At 65.9% G+C, this 16,577-nt stretch carries 16 protein-coding genes and 1 tRNA gene; 10 read left to right on the forward strand and 7 right to left on the reverse strand.

All coding sequences use genetic code 11. From position 1 onward, the window contains the following. The first annotated feature begins 255 nt into the window (after window positions 1–255). The 3 genes from ACLBKS_RS07700 (at window position 256) to ACLBKS_RS07710 (ending at window position 3,351) form a co-directional block, all read left to right on the forward strand. The gene (locus ACLBKS_RS07700; RefSeq protein WP_410192206.1) at window positions 256–984 is read left to right on the forward strand and encodes a response regulator; all 729 of its coding nucleotides are present in this window, start codon (window positions 256–258) and stop codon (window positions 982–984) included. An 8-nt stretch (window positions 985–992) separates the two neighbouring features. Continuing rightward, on the forward strand, window positions 993–2,168 hold the full coding sequence (locus tag ACLBKS_RS07705) for an ATP-binding protein (protein ID WP_410192207.1): 1,176 nt from the start codon (window positions 993–995) through the stop codon (window positions 2,166–2,168). Between the two features lie 160 nt (window positions 2,169–2,328). Next, complete coding sequence (locus ACLBKS_RS07710; RefSeq protein WP_410192208.1) at window positions 2,329–3,351, forward strand: pirin family protein; 1,023 nt, start codon at window positions 2,329–2,331, stop codon at window positions 3,349–3,351. 95 nt (window positions 3,352–3,446) lie between these two features. On the opposite strand, the gene ACLBKS_RS07715 is transcribed toward ACLBKS_RS07710, so the two are convergent. The 4 genes from ACLBKS_RS07715 to ACLBKS_RS07730 form a co-directional block, all read right to left on the reverse strand. After that, window positions 3,447–3,740, reverse strand: coding sequence for a DUF1653 domain-containing protein (locus tag ACLBKS_RS07715; RefSeq protein WP_410192209.1), 294 nt, complete (start codon window positions 3,738–3,740; stop codon window positions 3,447–3,449). Window positions 3,741–3,790: 50 nt separating this feature from the next. Further along, window positions 3,791–4,594, reverse strand: a complete 804-nt coding sequence (locus ACLBKS_RS07720; RefSeq protein WP_410192210.1) for a BPSS1780 family membrane protein — start codon at window positions 4,592–4,594, stop codon at window positions 3,791–3,793. Beyond that, entirely contained in the window at window positions 4,591–5,667 is a 1,077-nt protein-coding gene (locus tag ACLBKS_RS07725; protein WP_410192211.1) for a homoserine kinase, read from the reverse strand. The genes ACLBKS_RS07720 and ACLBKS_RS07725 overlap by 4 nt, the downstream gene beginning before the upstream one ends. Window positions 5,668–5,767: 100 nt before the next feature. Next, window positions 5,768–6,094, reverse strand: a complete 327-nt coding sequence (locus ACLBKS_RS07730) for a hypothetical protein (RefSeq protein WP_410192212.1) — start codon at window positions 6,092–6,094, stop codon at window positions 5,768–5,770. Between the two features lie 71 nt (window positions 6,095–6,165). Between ACLBKS_RS07730 and polA the strand changes: the two genes are divergently transcribed. Beyond that, window positions 6,166–8,952: a DNA polymerase I gene (polA, locus tag ACLBKS_RS07735; RefSeq protein ID WP_410192213.1), complete on the forward strand. Its 2,787-nt coding sequence runs from the start codon at window positions 6,166–6,168 to the stop codon at window positions 8,950–8,952. A 121-nt stretch (window positions 8,953–9,073) separates the two neighbouring features. After that, complete coding sequence (locus tag ACLBKS_RS07740; protein ID WP_410192214.1) at window positions 9,074–9,793, forward strand: SapC family protein; 720 nt, start codon at window positions 9,074–9,076, stop codon at window positions 9,791–9,793. A gap of 14 nt (window positions 9,794–9,807) precedes the next feature. Here ACLBKS_RS07740 and ACLBKS_RS07745 read toward each other — a convergent pair whose 3' ends face one another. Next, on the reverse strand, window positions 9,808–10,716 hold the full coding sequence (locus tag ACLBKS_RS07745) for a LysR substrate-binding domain-containing protein (protein WP_410192215.1): 909 nt from the start codon (window positions 10,714–10,716) through the stop codon (window positions 9,808–9,810). Between the two features lie 226 nt (window positions 10,717–10,942). On the opposite strand from ACLBKS_RS07745, the gene ACLBKS_RS07750 reads away from it, so the two are divergent. The 3 genes from ACLBKS_RS07750 to ACLBKS_RS07760 are packed head-to-tail and all read left to right on the forward strand — an operon-like array spanning window position 10,943 to window position 13,656. Then, complete coding sequence (locus tag ACLBKS_RS07750; RefSeq protein ID WP_410192216.1) at window positions 10,943–12,289, forward strand: acyclic terpene utilization AtuA family protein; 1,347 nt, start codon at window positions 10,943–10,945, stop codon at window positions 12,287–12,289. Further along, window positions 12,286–12,648, forward strand: a complete 363-nt coding sequence (locus tag ACLBKS_RS07755; protein ID WP_410192217.1) for a hypothetical protein — start codon at window positions 12,286–12,288, stop codon at window positions 12,646–12,648. Before ACLBKS_RS07750 ends, ACLBKS_RS07755 begins: the two co-directional genes overlap by 4 nt. A 33-nt stretch (window positions 12,649–12,681) precedes the next feature. After that, window positions 12,682–13,656 carry a Bug family tripartite tricarboxylate transporter substrate binding protein gene (locus ACLBKS_RS07760; protein ID WP_410192218.1) on the forward strand — a complete coding sequence of 325 codons (975 nt, stop codon included), beginning with the start codon at window positions 12,682–12,684 and terminating at the stop codon, window positions 13,654–13,656. A 64-nt stretch (window positions 13,657–13,720) separates the two neighbouring features. On the opposite strand, the gene ACLBKS_RS07765 is transcribed toward ACLBKS_RS07760, so the two are convergent. After that, window positions 13,721–14,122, reverse strand: a complete 402-nt coding sequence (locus ACLBKS_RS07765) for a MarR family winged helix-turn-helix transcriptional regulator (RefSeq protein WP_410192219.1) — start codon at window positions 14,120–14,122, stop codon at window positions 13,721–13,723. 110 nt (window positions 14,123–14,232) lie between these two features. Here ACLBKS_RS07765 and ACLBKS_RS07770 point away from each other — a divergent pair, with 110 nt between their 5' ends. Continuing rightward, on the forward strand, window positions 14,233–14,973 hold the full coding sequence (locus tag ACLBKS_RS07770; RefSeq protein ID WP_410192220.1) for a siderophore-interacting protein: 741 nt from the start codon (window positions 14,233–14,235) through the stop codon (window positions 14,971–14,973). Between the two features lie 46 nt (window positions 14,974–15,019). Here the strand turns inward: ACLBKS_RS07770 and ACLBKS_RS07775 are convergent. Beyond that, a tRNA-Thr gene (locus tag ACLBKS_RS07775) sits at window positions 15,020–15,095 on the reverse strand. A 154-nt stretch (window positions 15,096–15,249) separates the two neighbouring features. Between ACLBKS_RS07775 and ACLBKS_RS07780 the strand changes: the two genes are divergently transcribed. Beyond that, window positions 15,250–16,560, forward strand: a complete 1,311-nt coding sequence (locus ACLBKS_RS07780) for a citrate/2-methylcitrate synthase (protein ID WP_410192221.1) — start codon at window positions 15,250–15,252, stop codon at window positions 16,558–16,560. The last annotated feature ends 17 nt before the right edge of the window (window positions 16,561–16,577 follow it).

Genomic DNA, 16,577 nt, shown 5'->3' on the forward strand with positions numbered 1-16,577 from the left:
TTCAGTTCCAAGAGGGTTGCGCCGCCGGTTCCAAACGGACGCACGGCGACTGCTGAATTGTTTGAAGTGGCCGTAAAGCCCTGTTGTGCGCCTTGTATCGAGGCCGATACGAAAGCCCTTTCTAAGCCACGAACAGCCGGGCGGTCCGAGTCCAGTTTTTGGGTTCGGGGCCGGTCGCGCTGCCTACACTTTTGGCCCAACGCCTGTGTTTTCCGACGTCACCCATTCCCGCTGTTCCTTCCGTCTCCTTGTGCCATGAGTTCCAAGCCGCGCGTTCTGATCGTCGACGACGATGAAAGCATCACAGGACTGCTCTCCGACTACCTCGCTGGCTTTGGGTTCGAGGTGCGCACCGCGGGCGATGGCTCGGCCATGCGCGCGGCCTTGGCCCAAGACGAGGCTGACCTGGTCGTGCTGGACGTGATGCTGCCGGGCGAGGATGGCCTGGTGCTCTCGCGTGAACTGCGCCGACAGCACGCCCGCTTGCCCATCATCATGCTCACCGCTCGCGCCGAAGCGTATGACCGTGTGATCGGACTCGAAATGGGCGCGGACGATTACCTCTGCAAACCGTTCGAGCCGCGCGAGCTGGTGGCGCGCATCCGCACGGTGCTGCGCCGTGCCAGCCGACCCGCGGGCGAGCCGCCTCAGATCGGGCGCGTGTGCTTCGATGGCTGGGAACTGCGCTTGCAGGAGAGAAACCTGCTGTCGCCACGCGGTGTCGTGGTGCCCTTGTCGAACGCCGAGTTCCGCTTGCTCAGCACCTTTTTGCGCATGCCGCGGCGAGTCTGCACGCGTGACCAGCTCATGGAGCAAGCGCGTGGCCGGGCGATGGACAGCTTCGAGCGCAGCATCGACCTGTTGGTGTCACGCCTGCGCCAGAAGTTGGCCGAGGACACGGAGGCACCGTCCCTGATCAAGACCGTGCGCGGGGCAGGCTACCTGTTCAATGTGAACACAGTGCAGGGGATGGCGTCGTGGTAGCGGGGGTCGTGCCCGCCTGGCTGCGACGAGTCTCCGCCCTGGCGTCACGCTTGCTGCCCGCCACGCTGTTTGGACGTTTGGCCTTGCTGCTTTTTGTCGCGGTGCTGGCCAGCCATCTGCTGGCCCTGACGCTGATGTTTGAGTTGAGGCCCGAGCCCCAATGGCGCGGGCCACCACCGGGTGGGCCTGAGTTCACTCCTGGGGCACCTCCTCAATTCGCAGGGGCCGCTCCTGCGCCTTGGTCGGCGGCGCCGCCTCGACCTGCTGGGCCACCACCACCGCCCATTGGGCTCTTGCATCTGGGTACGGGCATGTTGTTGGACATCGGCGTGCGTTTGGGCGCGCTCATGTTGACCGCCTGGCTGGCAGCGCGTTGGTTGTCCCGCCCCATCCGTCGCCTGGCCCAAGCGGCGCGCGAGTTGGGCCAGGACGTGCATCGGCCTCCTTTGCCGGAGGAGGGCGCCCAGGAGTTTCGGGAGGCCAGCCGGGGCTTCAACCAGATGCAGGCGCAGCTGCGCCGGCAACTGGAGGAGCGTGACCGTTTCGTCGCCGCCGTTTCCCACGATCTGCGCACGCCGCTCACCCGCTTGCGACTGCGCGCGGAGTCCCTCGCCGAACCCGTTGATCGCCTGGCGTTTCAGAATGACATCGAAGGCATGGAAGAGATGATCCGCGCCACGCTGGATTACCTGCGTGGCGTGGCCGAGGAGGAGCCTTTCGTTTGGCTGGATGTCGGCGCGCTGCTCAGCAGCTTGGCCGATGACCACCCCGTGGGCCCGGGGGCCGTGCAGGTCGAGGGCAAGGCGCGCCCGGTGCGGGCCCAGGCTTCGGCGCTGAGGCGCGCGCTGGTGAACCTGATCGACAACGCGGTTCGCTATGGCGAGCGGGCCCACGTTGTGCTGCGCGACGATCCCGCGAGCCTGCGCATTGAAATCTCCGACCGCGGGCCGGGCATTCCGCCGCACCAACTTGAACAGGTGTTCGAACCCTTCTACCGTGTGGATGCATCCCGCAATCGCCACACTGGCGGCGTGGGTCTGGGCTTGGCCATCGCCCGGGACCTCGTGCGCCGGCAGCGCGGCAACTTGCGCTTGCACAACTTGCCACAGGGCGGTTTGCAGGCGGTGCTGGAGCTGCCGAGAGACTCAGCATCACCCAGCCCCACGCCCGGTGGCCGCGCATGATGGTGGCGCAGGACGACCGGGGATCGAGGGCGCTTGAAGCGCAGAGGCCTTCAACCCGCATGGGGCGCGCTGGCGGGGGACAATGCGGGGTTGATGCAGGCGGTTCAGGCCGCATGTACGGGAAAAGCCCATTCCTGGGCTTGGCATTGAGGACATCCGCATGAACCAGACCACCATCCTGCAGCAGTTCCCGCTCGGCGCGCCGCCGTGGCCGACCCTGGACCCGTTTTTGTTCTGCGTGCACCACAAGGACGCCTACCCCAAGGGCAATGGTGAATTCGGGCCGGCGGCTTCGCTGGCGGGTCGTGCCATCGGTCAGGACTTCGCCAACCAGGATGGCTGGAACATGTACCACGGCGAGACCGTGCCTGGCTTTCCCGCTCACCCGCACCGCGGCTTCGAGACCGTGACCATCGTGCGCGATGGCCTGATCGACCATTCCGACTCCCTGGGCGCGGCCGCGCGTTTTGGCGAGGGCGATGTGCAGTGGCTGACCGCGGGGCGCGGCATCGTCCATTCCGAAATGTTCCCCTTGTTGCACAGCGATCGCGAGAACCCGGCGGAGCTGTTCCAGATCTGGCTCAACCTGCCTGGGCGCAACAAGATGGTGGCGCCGCACTTCACGATGTTCTGGGGCCCACAGATCCCGCGCATCGAAGCCGACGGGGTGAGCCTGCGCGTGATCGCAGGGGCTTTCCCGGACGTGGAGCCGCCCCTGGCACCGCCTCCCGATTCCTGGGCCTCGCAGCCCGAGGGCGATGTGGCCATCTGGACCCTCAAGCTGGCGGCAGGCGCACGCCTGACTTTGCCGCCTGCGCGGCCGGGCACGCGCCGCGTCTTGTATTTTTTCGAGGGGCACAGCCTCAGTCTCAACGGCGAGACGGTCCAAGGGCGCGCGGGCATCGAAACTTCGGTGACGCAGCCCGTGGCATTGGTCAACGGCCCCGCACCGGCGGACATCCTGGTGCTGCAGGGGCGCCCGATTGCCGAACCGGTGGCGCAGTACGGCCCCTTCGTGATGAACACCCAGGCCGAGATTCAACAGGCCTTCATGGACTACCGTCGCACGCAGTTTGGGGGTTGGCCCTGGCCTGCGTCCGACCCGGTGCACGGGGCTGAGGCTGCTCGCTTCGCCCGCCATCCCGATGGTCGCACTGAAGCGCCACCGCTCGCGCAGGTGTGAAAAAAGCCGCGCATGGCGCGGCTTCTTAAAGCTCGTGGTCTTAAAGCTCTGGCAGTAGGCGGGATTGAAGGACGGCCGGTCGAGGGATGGCCGGTTCAGGCCTCGGGCTGCGCGGGCGGTGGAGGGACTTCGGCCTCACCTGCCCCGCTGGACTCACCGACCCAGGTGAAGCGCGGCTGGCGTTGGCCGTTGACCACCACCTCCTCCTGGAACATGGCCGCAGGCCGCACCCACAGGCCCTGGTCCCCGTAGAGCGCGCGGTACAGCGTCATCGGCTCCAGCGTCTCGCTGTGCCGCACGGTGCCCAGCACCTCGTACGGTAGGTTCTTGTAGTGCCGGTAGAGGCCAGGCCGGACCTCGAGCAGCGGGGGCAGGGTGTCATCCGACATGCCGGTCTTCTGCCTTCGATGGGGCTGCGGATGTTGTTCGCCTTCCAGCCTCAGGCCTCGGCCGAGGCCGCGCCTGAGTCCGTGGTTTCGTCCGACACCACGAAGCTGTCGTGGAACGAGAACCAGATGGAGGTGATGAACATCGCACCCATCAGCAAGGAAACGGGCATCAGGGCCACGCCCAGCACCTGCGGGCTGCCAAGCAGGGCGGTGAGCAGGATCAGGCCGAAGGCCACCAACAGGCCCAGGCCAGACCAGGCCAGGGTGTAGAGCGTGAAGGCCCAGAAGTTGCGCGCACAGGCCACGAAGCTGAAGAACAGGCCGCGCGCGGGCGGCACATCATGCCAGTGCACCAGCGCGGGAGCGTGCCAGAACAGCATGTTGAGCGGAACGTACAGCGCCATCGAAATCCACACGGCGCTGCGAAACGCGCTGGAGTTGGCGAGTTCCACCGTGATCGGACCTCCGAACAGGTACATGCGCGCGAACTGTCCGCCGTCGGCCAGGGCCGACACACCCAGCACCAGCACGAGGCCCAGCGCATAGGCGACGCCCAGCATGAGCATCGCACGGGCGCGTTGCCGCCCAGCGCGAAAAGCGCTAAGCAGGATCGCCGGCATGGGGAACTTGCCCAGGGTCGCTTCGCGCGTGGCCGCCATGAAACCGAGGGTGGCAGCGGGCAGCAAGGTCAGTGCCAGAACGCCGCCCACGACGGGCAGCATGCTCACGAGGGAGACGATCGCGATGAAGAGCAGGAACAGACCCGAGAACGCCAGGGGCTGACGCCAGAAGGTGCGCAAGCCAGCGCGGAACCAGGCGAGGCCTGTGCGGGCGGGGACGAGGTTGAGTTTCATGCGGCAGGTGTGGGAGCGAGTTCGGCTGCAGGTGCCGCCGGTGCCGTCAGCAGGTCAGCGGCCTGCAGCGGCTGCGTGACCCGTTGGCGTAGCACCCGCTCGAAGTGGGTCGGGTCGTGGGGTTTGAGCAGGCTGGCCTCGCGCGGCAGGTAGAAGTCCCACAGACGGGAGACCCAGAAACGCAAGGCCCCCGCGCGCAGCATCGCGGGCAGCAGCGCGCGTTCGGCGGCGGTCAAGGGGCGCACAGTCGCGTAGGCTTGCAGGAAGGCGGCGCTGCGCGGCAGGTCGGTGACGCCCGTGGCCAGGTCGATGCACCAGTCGTTCAGGCAGACCGCCACGTCGAAGAGCAAGGTGTCGACGCCCGCGAAATAGAAGTCGAAAAACCCCGTGAGTTCAGGCGTCTCGCGCGGGCCGTCGAACATCACGTTGTCGCGGAACAGGTCGGCGTGAATGGGGCCGCGCGGCAGGGCTGCGTAGCTGGGGGATGCCGCGACATGGTTCTGATAGGCCAGTTCACCGAGGATCAGCGAGCGCTGCGCCGCATCCAGATGCGGCAGCACCAAGGGCACGGTGTCGTTCCACCAGGCCAGGCCGCGCAGATTGGGCTGGTGGCGTGCGTAGTCCTGCCCCGCCAGGTGCATGCGCGCCAGCATGGCGCCCACCGCTTCGCAGTGGGCCACCCCGGGCGCCAGCTCGCTGGCGCCACGCAGGCGATTCACGACGGCGGCGGGCTTGCCGCACAGCGCGTGCAGGATGTCGTCGCTTTGGGCGCCCGATGCCGCGTCCCCGTTCGGGCGGGCAGCGGGGTTGGGCACCGGGATACCCGCCCGCGCCAGGTGCTTCATCAGATGCAGGTAGAAGGGCAGCTGTTCGGCACTCAGGCGTTCGAACAGGGTGAGCACGTAGTCCCCACGCTGCTTCTGGCCATCGGGATCGTCCTGCTCCGTGGTCACGAAATAGTTGGTGTTCTCGATGCCGCCCTGAATGCCGCGCAGTTCTTGCAACTCGCCCAGGCCGAGTTGCTGCATCAGTTCGCGGGCCTGGTCGGGCGTGACTTCGGTGAAAACGGCCATGCTGAAAAGTCAGGGAGGTAAAGCGCGAGCGCCAGAGCGTGTGCGGATGGGAGGATCAGTCGGTGCGTGCCGTGGGCCAGCGGTCGGCGAGGCGGGGGCTTCAGTAGGAAAAGATCGTCCAGCGCGCGCGGCCTTCGCCGCTGCCGTCGCTGGTGGCCGGATTGCGGTTGTTGCTCTCGGGCGTGACCTCGTAGGCTGGGGCCGTGCCTTTGCCGATCTTGGGGTTCACGGTGATGCTGCGCGTCTCGCCACCCACGCGCAACTCTTCGATCCGTGAGCCTTTGTCCTCGTGCTGGATTTGTTCGACCTTCTGATCGGGCGGCCCGCTTTTCACGGCCTCCGGTGCGGGAGCGGTAGGCGCTGTCTGTGCCTGCGCGCAGACCACGCCCAGGGCGAGCAGCGGGGGGAGGAGGCGGGAGATCGACATGGTGCGGATTGTAGAGCCCGGACCCGCGCGTGCCTGGGCTTCTCCCTTCAGGGCAGGCACAATCCACGCCCATGAGCGACAAGAAAACCCTGCTGCTGGTGGATGGCTCCAGCTACCTCTACCGTGCCTTTTTTGCCGGTGGGGATGCGATGAGCATCACTTTGCCTGATGGTACGGTCCAGAAGACTGGAGCTATCCGCATCATCATCAATATGCTCGAGAAGCTAAAAAAGGAAGTGCCCGCTGACTATGCGGCGTGCGTTTTTGACGCCAAGGGGCCGACCTTTCGCGAGGCCCTTTATCCCGAGTACAAGGCTCAGAGAGACCCCATGCCTGACGACCTGCGCACACAGATCGAGCCCATTCATGAAGTGGTGCGCCGGATGGGATGGAAGGTGCTGGATGTTCCCGGTGTAGAAGCGGATGACGTGATTGGTACGCTGGCGGTGACGGCTGCGGCTCAAAATGTGGACGTTGTTATCAGCAGTGGCGATAAGGACCTAGCTCAGCTAGTGACTGAACGCATCACGATCGTCGACACCATGAATGGTAAGAAGCGTGATGTGGCAGGTGTAGAGGCTGAGTTTGGAGTTCCTCCCCATCTGATGGTTGATTACCAGACCTTGGTCGGTGACTCGGTAGATAACGTGCCGGGCGTTGTCGGCATTGGTCCCGTCAAGGCAACCAAGCTTCTCAAGGACTATGGTTCACTGGATCAAGTTGTGCAGAAGGCGGATTCCATCAAAGGTGTGATGGGGGAAAACATCCGCAAGGCGCTGGACTGGCTGCCCACCGGGCGCCAGCTGCTGACCATCAAGACCGATTGCGACCTGAACGGCTGGGTGCCGGGCCTGCCCGCGCTGGACGCGGTGCGCATCGGCGAGCCGGACAACGCCGCGCTCAAGACCTTTTACGAACAGTACGGTTTCAAGGGCCTGGCCAAGACCTTGGCGGACAAGGCAGCGGCGTCCGCATCGGCCGCCGACGCGCCGGGCCTTTTTGACGAGCCTGTGCCGCCGACGCCATCGATCACGCAGGTGGCTTACGACACGATCCTCGATTGGGCCGCCTTCGACACCTGGTTGGCGCGCATCGAGGCGGCGGAACTCACGGCCCTGGACACCGAAACCACCTCGCTCGACGAGATGGTGGCCGAGATCGTGGGCATCAGCTTCAGCGTCACGCCCGGCGAGGCGGCCTACATCCCGCTGATGCACGACTATCCCGGTGATGACAAAGTGCCCGCGCAATTGCCGCGTGACGAGGTGTTGGCCAAGCTCAAGCCCTGGCTGGAAAACCCGGCCGCGCACAAGCTGGGCCAGCACGTGAAGTACGACCGGCATGTTTTCGCCAACCACGGCATTGAAGTGCAGGGCTACGTGCATGACACGATGCTGCAGAGTTATGTGCTGGAGGTGCACAAGCCGCATGGCCTGGCTAGCCTGGCCGAGCGGCATCTGGGCCGCACCGGCATCAACTACGAAGACCTCTGCGGCAAGGGCGCCAAGCAGATTCCGTTCAGCCAGGTGGCCATCGACAAGGCGGCGCAATACTCCTGCGAGGACAGCGACCAGACCCTGGACGTGCATCGCACGCTCTGGCCCCGCCTGGAAAAGGACGCCCAGGAGGGCGGCAAGCTCAAGGCCATCTACGAGCTGGAAATTGCCAGCAGCGAGACGCTCTACCGGATTGAGCGCAACGGCGTGTTGATCGACGCGTCGACGCTGGCGCAGCAAAGCCATGAGCTGGGTCAGCGCATCCTGCAGCTGGAGCAGGATGCTTATGAGCTGGCGGGCCAGCCCTTCAATCTGGGTTCGCCCAAGCAAATTGGCGAAATCTTCTTCGGCAAGCTGGGCCTGCCCATCGTCAAGAAGACCGCCACCGGCGCGCCCAGCACCGACGAGGAGGTGCTGGAGAAATTGGCCGACGACTATCCGCTACCCGCCAAGATCCTGGAGCATCGTGGCCTGTCCAAGCTCAAGGGCACCTACACCGACAAGCTGGCGCAGATGGCCTTGCCGGGCACCGGGCGCGTGCACACGCACTACGCGCAAGCCGTGGCGGTGACGGGGCGGCTGTCCAGCAATGATCCGAATTTGCAGAACATCCCGATCCGCACGCCCGAAGGCCGTCGCGTGCGCGAGGCCTTCATCGCCTCGCCCGGGTGCTTGATCGCCAGCGCGGACTACTCGCAGATCGAGCTGCGCATCATGGCCCACCTCAGCGGCGACGCGGCCCTGCTGCTGGCCTTCCACGACGGCATGGACGTGCACCGCGCCACCGCCTCCGAGGTGTTCGGCGTGCCCACCAGCGCGGTCACCAGCGAACAACGACGTTACGCCAAGACCATCAATTTCGGTCTGATCTATGGCATGAGCAGCTACGGCCTGGCCAAGAGCCTGGGCATCGACAACACGGCGGCCAAGAACTACATCGAGCGTTACTTCGATCGCTTCGCGGGCGTCAAGCGCTACATGGACGAGACCCGCGCCTCGGCGAAGGCCAAGGGCTATGTGGAGACCGTGTTTGGCCGACGGCTCTATTTGCCGGAGATCAATTCCCCCAATGGGCCGCGTCGCAGCGGCGCGGAGCGCGCCGCCATCAACGCGCCCATGCAGGGCACGGCGGCCGACCTCATCAAACTCAGCATGAACGCGGTGCAGCGCGTGCTCGACGCCGAAGGCCGCAAGACCAAGATGATCATGCAGGTGCACGATGAACTGGTGTTCGAGGTGCCTGAGGACGAGGTGGACTGGCTCAAGCGCGAAGTCCCCAAGCTGATGGCCGGTGTGGCCCAGCTCAGGGTGCCGCTGCTGGCCGAAGTCGGCGTGGGGGTGAACTGGGACAAGGCGCACTGAGGCGCGCGCGTGGGAGCGTACGCGCGCGATGCCTGCCATGTGCCTGCTGCGACCCAGCGCGATGCACGAGGTTGTGCGAGGCAGGCAAGACAAGAAAATTTGAATGGAAGAGGTAGAGACGATGAGTGAATTGTTGTTTTACGAAAAGCCCGTGGCCCTGAATCGCGAGCGACACAAGAAACTGCGCTTGAAGGCGATGGACGATGGCTTCGCCTTTTCGGCGGGTGTGAACTCCGTGCCCCTGGCCGCCATCGAATTCTTCGAGGCCAGCCGCGACATGACCGTGCTGTTTCAGAAAGGGGCTGACGGCCATTTCTTTCCCGTGGTCATGATGTCGCTCTCCAACAGCGGCCATGCGCTGGTGGACCCCCAAGGCCGTTGGCAAGGCAGTTATGTGCCCGCCTTCATCCGCCGTTACCCCTTTGCCTTGGCCTCGGATGGCACCGTCTGCATCGACGAAAAGAGCCGCGCCTTTTCCGAAACCGAGGGCGAGCTGCTGTTCACGGAGGATGGCCATGCCCCAGCCTTGGACTCTGCGCTGGCCTTTATGCGCGGGTTCGATACCGAGATGCGACGCACGCGTGAGTTCTGCGACGGGCTCGCGCAAAAGGGCTTGCTCGCGCCCTTCGAGGTCGAAGTTCGCCCCCGGGATGGCGGACGCGCCGTGCGCCTGCAAGGTCTGCACGCCGTGAGCACGCAGAAGTTTTCCGAACTGCGCGGCGACACGCTGGAACTCTGGTTCACCAAGAGCTGGGTGGCCTGGATTTACGCCCACCTGCATTCCATCGGCGCCTTGGCCAAGCTCTCGTCCGACAAGACCCCAACATCCCTGACGCATTGACGGCAAGCGGCCACTCAGCCACGCTGCGCCGATTTTTCCTTCGCAGGCCGGTGCGCCATGACCCAGTCGTACAGGCCTTGCGCGGCCGGTGAGAGGCCACGGTCACGGCGGCGCACCAGGTAGATTCGCCGGTTCAAGCCCGGCCAGCGCAGGGGGCGAATGTCCAGCTCCGGGGCGCTGAACTGGTAGAGCGTGAGCGCGGGCACGATGCTCACGCCCAGACCCGCCCGCACCATGCCCGCCACCGTGGCCAGTTGATCGACTTCCAGAATCGAGCGCAAAGGCTGCGGGTGCGTCGCCGCGTCCAGGTACTGGCGCACGCTGGACGTGCGTGAGAGGTGGATGAACGGCCAGGCCGTGACGTCGCGCGGGCGCGGATCGCGCAGCTGAGCCAGCGGATGGCCCGCCGGGCAGACCAGATGGAACCCGTCGCTGCAGAACGGCTCGGCACGCAGCTCGGGGGTCTCCGCTCGCGTGGCCGCGAGCGCGAAATCGAAGCGCCCACTGCGCACCCGCTCGATGCAGGGCTCGGACAGGACATCCGCCACTTCGATCTCAATGCCGGGGTAGGCGGAATGAAAGCCCGCGAGCACCGGCGGTAGCCAGTCCGCGGCCAGGGAGGGCAGCAGCGCGATCGACACCCGGCCGCGTTCGCGCGCGGCCCGCTCGCGCATGCCTAGCACCAAGGCATCGAGTTCACTCAGCACGCGGCGTGCCGCGTGCTCGAACTCCACCCCGTCCTGGCTCAGTTCCACATGGCGGGTGCTGCGGTCGAACAGGCGCACGCCCAGGCTTTCTTCCAACTGCCGCACCAAGGCGCTGAACGCAGGTTGAGACAGGTGGCAGGCCGCCGCGGCGCGGGTGAAGTTGCGTTCGGTGGCCAGGGCCAGGAAGGCCCGCAGGTCCCGGGATGAGACATTCATTTGATGTGCCGATGAATTGATTTGAATATTCGATTTCACGGATGACAGCGTAAGGCCTAGAGTCCTTTCTCGACAAGGGCTAAAGCAATCACATCCCACCACTGCGCGTGGGCCTGTCCGGCAATTTCTGGAGAGAAAGCGGGTGTGTTTTTTTGCCTTGCCTTGGCGTGGCCTGTCGGTACGAGGGCGGCGCCGATTCGGTGTTTGGCGTTGCTTGCGAGGAGACATGAGAGAACCCCTTTTGCGCATCGGCTGTGCCGCCGGTTTTTCTGGCGACCGCGTGGACGCTGCAGGCCCCGTGGTGGAAGCCTTGATCGCTGCGGGTGGTCCTGCCGTTCTCATCTTCGAGACCCTGGCCGAGCGCACCCTGGCGCTGGCGCAATTGTCCCGCCGCAGCCAGCCTGAGGGGGGCTACGAGCCCTTGCTTGTCGAGCTGTTGCGTCCCGTGCTCGAACGCTGCCTGAAGGCGGGCGTGCGCATCGTCAGCAACTTCGGGGCGGCCCATCCGGTTGGCGCAGCCCGACGCATCCACGCCCTCGCGCGTGAACTCGGCCTGCCTCCGCCGCGCATTGCGGTGGTGGAGGGGGACGATCTGAACCTGCCGGACCGTCGAGCCCTGTGGGCCGAGGCTGCCGTTGGCTTGAAGGTCGTTTCGGCCAACGCCTATCTGGGCGCCGAGGCCATCGCCGATGCCTTGCTGGAAGGGGCGCAGATCGTGGTCTGCGGCCGTGTCGCCGATCCCTCCTTGACGGTCGGACCCGCCCTGGCCCATTTCGGCTGGCGGCGCGACGACTGGGACCGCCTGGCCCGCGCCACCATGGCCGGGCACTTGCTGGAGTGCGGTGCGCAGGTCAGCGGTGGCTATTACGCCGACCCAGGTTTCAAGGACGTGCCCGGCCTCGCCAACCTGGGCTACCCGATTGCAGAAATCGACGCCGAGGGCGACTGCACCATCACCAAGCCCGCGGGCACGGGCGGGCGCATCGACGAACATACGGTCAAAGAGCAGTTGCTTTACGAGGTGCATGACCCCTTGGCCTACCTGACGCCCGACGTGGTGGCCGACCTGGGCGAGGCCGAGGTCACGCAACTCGGCCCCGACCGCGTGCGTTTGACTGGCGTGCGTGGCCATCCTCGCCCCGCGACCTTAAAGGTCAACATCTGCCACGAAACCGGCTGGCTGGCCGAGGGCGAGATTTCCTACGCGGGCGCCCGCGCCGAGGCGCGCGCGAGGCTGGCCGCGCAGGTGCTGCGCGAACGTCTGCAGGGCCTGGGGCCGATGCGAGTGGATCTGATTGGCGTGAGCAGCCTCTTTGCAGATGACGATGGTCGCTGGCTAGAGGCGCAAGACGTGGGCGAAGCGCGCGACGTGCGGCTGCGCGTGGCGTGGCGCCAGTCCGATCAGGCCAGCGCCGAGCGCTTGCCGCGCGAGGTGACGGCGCTCTACACCTGTGGTCCGGCGGGCGGCGGTGGCGTGCGCACGGCCTTGCGGCCCCGCTTGGGCACGATGTCTTGCCTGGTGCCGCGCGAGCGTGTGCCCGCCTCGCACCGGTTCATCGAGGAGGCAGCATGAGCGCGCCCATGCTCCAAGTGCCGCTGCACCGCCTGGCCCATGGCCGCACGGGCGACAAGGGCGACCGCTCCAACATCAGCGTGATCGCTTGGCACCCAGTGTTCTGGGAACTGCTGGTTGAGCAGGTCACCGAAGAGGCTGTGGCGCGCCTGTTCGCGCATCGCACTCCCACATCGGTGCGGCGCCATCTGCTGCCGCGCTTGCAGGCGATGAACTTCGTGATCGACGCCGTGCTCGATGGCGGCGTGAACGACGCGCTCAACTTGGACAGCCACGGCAAGGCGCTGTCCTACCTGCTGTTGGATCTTCTGATCGACGTGCCGGCGCAACACGCCGCCTTGTTGATCGGACCCGATTGAGTTTTTCACACAACCCACCTGGAGGAGACTTTGATGAACATCACCCCTTGGACCCGACGATTCGCCCTGGTGGCCAGCGCGCTGCTGCTGTGCCTAGGCCCGGCGCAGGCCCAAAATTACCCGAGCAAGCCCATCACCTTCGTGGTGCCCTTTGCCGCCGGCAGCGCCACCGACCTGCTGGCGCGCGCGCTGGGCAAGTCGATCAATGAGCAGACCGGCCAGGCGGTCGTGGTCGAGAACAAGGCCGGCGCCAGCGGCATGCCCGCGGCGGCGGGTGTTGCGCGCGCCACGGCCGACGGCTACACCGTGCTGATCACGACCAACACCACGCACGCGGCCAACGAGCACCTGTACAAAAAGCTGCCCTACGACCCCGTCAAGGACTTCGCGCCCCTGACCGGTCTGGGCAAGGGCGGCCAGGTGCTGGTGGTCAATGCCAACTCGCCGTACAAGACCCTGGGCGACCTGCTCGTCGCCGCGCGCCAGTCGCCCGGCAAGCTGACCTTCGGCAGCGGCAGCTCGTCCAGCCGCGTGGCCGGTGAAATGCTCAAGCAGATGGCCGGCATCGACCTGCTGCACATCCCCTACAAGAGCAACCCCCTGGCCATCACCGACCTGCTCAGCGGCATGATCGACCTCATGGTCACCGACGCCTCCACCGGCGTGCCCCAGGTCAAGGCCGGCAAGCTGCGCGCCCTCGGCTACTCTACCCCGGCCCGCAGCCCGCTGTTGCCCGAGGTGCCGACCATCGCCGAAGCAGGCGTCAAGGGCTACGACATGGGCTACTGGTTCGCGGCCTACGCCCCGGCCGGTACGCCCGCGCCCGTGGTGAACAAGCTCAACCAGTTGCTGGTGACTGCCGTCAAGAGCGAGACCACCAAGTCCTTCTTCGAGGCCAGCGGTGGCGAAGCCTGGACCAGCAGTCCCGCCGAATTGGCGCGCTTCCAGGCGGCCGAGACCGCCAAGTGGGGTAAGGTCATCAAGGCGGCGGGGATCACGCCCGAGTGAGGCCTACGCGGGGCAAGACTCTCTCAGGCTCGCGTGCGACGCGAGCCTGCCACAGCCTGCGGCCTCAGACCTCGTCCGGGTTCGCGCTCAGGCCTTGCTCCACTTTTTGTAGCAGGACCACCAATTGCCTGCTTTCCTCGGCGCTCAGGCCAGCCATGCCCAAGCGGGCCAGTTTGCGCCACTGAAGTTGCTGGGCTTCGTACAGTTGCTGTCCGGCGGACGTGAGGTGCAGACGCTGGCTGCGCCGGTCCAGTTCATCGACCCGGGTCTCCAGCAATCCGCGCTCGCGCAGGCTGCCAATCAGGCGTGCGATCTGCGCCTTGTCGCGCCGACTGCGCGTTACCAATTCGCTCTGGGTGGTGCCCGGATGACGGGCGATGTACCCCAGCGCCTTGCCTTCCATGTGCGTCAACTCGGACGGGCCATCGGTCAGTCCGCGCAATTGCCGCGCGCGATGCAAATGCATGATGGTGTGGATCAGCTCAAAGGCTTGCTCCGCTGGTGGCAAATCCTTATGGTTGACATTATCAACTTGTTTCGTCATGATAGTGGACATTATCAACCAATGGAAATACCATGGAATCGCAAGCAACAGCACGCCGCGTCCAACGCGTGCGGCACGAACTCAAGGTGCGCGATCTGACGGTCGCGCGCATCGAATCACCCAGCCCGAACTTCGTCAGCGTCACTTTCGCCGGTGAGTCCCTGCGGGATTTCGTATCGGACTCCTTCGACGACCACGTCAAATTCATGATCGAGTCGAGCAGTGCGGAACCGGTGCGCCGTGACTACACGCCGCGGTCTTTTGACCGTCGCGCGGGCGAGCTGACGCTGGAGTTTGCCTTGCACGGTCAAGGGGCCGCGTCCGACTGGGCGCGCCAGGCCCGCGTCGGCCAGAAGGCGCTGATCGGTGGCCCGCGAGGTTCGATGATCGTGCCCATGGATTACGACTGGCATCTGCTCGTGGGCGACGCGACGGCCTTGCCCGCCATCGCCCGGCGACTGGAAGAACTGCCCGCGAACGCGCAGGTGGAGGTGTTCGTCTACCTGGATGACCCGGCGGACCAGCGCGAGTTGCCGAGCGCGGCTCAGGTGCACGTGCACTGGTGCGGCAGTACCGACGCCCTGGTGGATGCCGTGCGAGATTGGGCCGTGCCCGCCGGTGAAGGTTTCGCCTGGTGTGCGGGCGAGGCCGCGAGCATGGCCGCTTTGCGGCAGGTGCTGTTGCAGGACAAGGGCCTGCCCAAGGAAGCGGCTCGCATCGCCGTCTACTGGAAGCAAGGTGCGAGTGATTTCCACGAGCGGCTGGAGGGTTGAGCAAACAAAAAGCCCGCTATCCAAAAGATAGCGGGCTTCTTTTTTCTGGTGCCGGAGAAAGGAATCGAACCCTCGACCTTCTCATTACGAATGAGCTGCTCTACCAACTGAGCTACACCGGCGAAGCCCTGGATTATAGGGTATTTGGGTTGGCTTTCGACCCGCCCCAGCCCGGCGGCGGTGCCAGGAATGGGATGCCCGCTTGGCCGTGGCGGTCTGCTCCGGTGGTTGCGGGCACCCCGAGCCGCGTTGGCGTCTTGGCTAAGCTTGGCATCCATGCAAGCGAACCCGAATCCAACTCCTGGCGAGTACCTCACCGCGCGTGAGGCCGTGCAATGGCTCGACGTGCAACGCCAAACGCTGTACGCCTACGTGAGCCGTGGCTTGATCCGCAGCGTCATCCGTCCCGGCCAGAAAGCGCGCCTTTATTTGCGTGCCGATGTGGAGCGGGTGCACGCGCGGGCGCTGGCGCGGGCCGGGCACGGCGCGGTCGCGGCCGATGCCATGAACCATGGGCAGGCGATCATCCCGACGTCCATCACCGAGATCACCCCCCAGGGGCCGCGGTACCGGGGGCGCCTCGCGATGGAGCTTGTCGAAGAAGCCGCCTCCTTCGAGGCCGTGGCCGAGTTGCTCTGGCGCGGGCAGTGGCAACCCCAAACACCGGATTGGCCCGTGGTGACCACGCCGCGCATGCTGGTGGGCATGGTGGAGGCGCTGCGTGACGCGGCGGGGCGAGAGTCCCTGCTGGAGGTGTTCGCCTTGGTGGTGCTGCAGCTCGGTCTGCAGCGGCGCGCGCGGCGTGGCGTGGAGGAGAGCGTGCACGACCAGGCGCGCCAGATCGTGCAAGTCCTGGTGGGCTGCTGCGGCCTGGCCTCGCGCGATCCGCATTACGTGCCCATGGCGCGCGGCGAGCGCATCGCCGATGCCCTGTTGCGGGCTTTGGGGGGCGAGCCCAGCCCGAGCAACCGCGCGGCCATGAGTTTGATGTTGACCTTGCTGGCCGACCATGAGTTGATGCCGGGCACCCTGGCGGTGCGGGTGGCGGCCTCGGGCGGGGCGACGTTGCATGCCTGCATTGGCGCGGCCCTGTGCACCAGCTCGGGCATGAACGTGGCGCACCTGTACGACGATGCCCACGCATTTCTGGCGGGTGGCGGCAAAGCCGCCTTGCTGCGGCGTGCCCTGGAACGGCACGCCTCGGGCCGCCCCTTGCCGGGGTTTGGCCACGCCTTGTATCCACAGGGCGATCCGCGGGGCCGCTTGCTGCTGGCGTTCATCCGCTCGCGCTACCCCCAGCGGGCCGTTTTGGCGGTTTGCGATGCCATCGAGGAGATCGAGCGCGCCACCAGCTTGCGCGTGCGACACGAGCTGCCGATGGTGGTGCTCACTCGCGCCATGGGGCTGGGCCAGGAGGCCGCGAGCGCGATTTTCGTGGTCGCACGCGTCGCCGGCTGGGTGGCGCACATCGAGGAACAACGCGGTAGCGGCCAGCTCATGCGGCCGCGCGCACGTTTTGTTACGCCTGCTGACACCGTGGTGTCATCCCTCGCCGCGTCGAATGCTGGATTGAACAATCAATCTTGACCCTGCCGCGAGGGCCG

It is taken from the genome of Hylemonella sp. W303a, assembly GCF_046452315.1.
GTDB lineage: Bacteria > Pseudomonadota > Gammaproteobacteria > Burkholderiales > Burkholderiaceae_C > Hylemonella.

Excerpts from the sequence above, each read along its gene's own strand:
- ACLBKS_RS07700 (WP_410192206.1), top strand. The coding sequence starts at position 256 with ATGAGTTCCAAGCCGCGCGTTCTGATCGTCGACGACGATGAAAGCATC.
- ACLBKS_RS07710 (WP_410192208.1), top strand. The coding sequence starts at position 2,329 with ATGAACCAGACCACCATCCTGCAGCAGTTCCCGCTCGGCGCGCCGCCG.
- ACLBKS_RS07715 (WP_410192209.1), bottom strand. The coding sequence starts at position 3,740 with ATGTCGGATGACACCCTGCCCCCGCTGCTCGAGGTCCGGCCTGGCCTC.
- ACLBKS_RS07720 (WP_410192210.1), bottom strand. The coding sequence starts at position 4,594 with ATGAAACTCAACCTCGTCCCCGCCCGCACAGGCCTCGCCTGGTTCCGC.
- ACLBKS_RS07725 (WP_410192211.1), bottom strand. The coding sequence starts at position 5,667 with ATGGCCGTTTTCACCGAAGTCACGCCCGACCAGGCCCGCGAACTGATG.
- ACLBKS_RS07730 (WP_410192212.1), bottom strand. The coding sequence starts at position 6,094 with ATGTCGATCTCCCGCCTCCTCCCCCCGCTGCTCGCCCTGGGCGTGGTC.
- polA (WP_410192213.1), top strand. The coding sequence starts at position 6,166 with ATGAGCGACAAGAAAACCCTGCTGCTGGTGGATGGCTCCAGCTACCTC.
- ACLBKS_RS07740 (WP_410192214.1), top strand. The coding sequence starts at position 9,074 with ATGAGTGAATTGTTGTTTTACGAAAAGCCCGTGGCCCTGAATCGCGAG.
- ACLBKS_RS07745 (WP_410192215.1), bottom strand. The coding sequence starts at position 10,716 with ATGAATGTCTCATCCCGGGACCTGCGGGCCTTCCTGGCCCTGGCCACC.
- ACLBKS_RS07750 (WP_410192216.1), top strand. The coding sequence starts at position 10,943 with ATGAGAGAACCCCTTTTGCGCATCGGCTGTGCCGCCGGTTTTTCTGGC.
- ACLBKS_RS07755 (WP_410192217.1), top strand. The coding sequence starts at position 12,286 with ATGAGCGCGCCCATGCTCCAAGTGCCGCTGCACCGCCTGGCCCATGGC.
- ACLBKS_RS07760 (WP_410192218.1), top strand. The coding sequence starts at position 12,682 with ATGAACATCACCCCTTGGACCCGACGATTCGCCCTGGTGGCCAGCGCG.
- ACLBKS_RS07765 (WP_410192219.1), bottom strand. The coding sequence starts at position 14,122 with ATGCATTTGCATCGCGCGCGGCAATTGCGCGGACTGACCGATGGCCCG.
- ACLBKS_RS07770 (WP_410192220.1), top strand. The coding sequence starts at position 14,233 with ATGGAATCGCAAGCAACAGCACGCCGCGTCCAACGCGTGCGGCACGAA.
- ACLBKS_RS07780 (WP_410192221.1), top strand. The coding sequence starts at position 15,250 with ATGCAAGCGAACCCGAATCCAACTCCTGGCGAGTACCTCACCGCGCGT.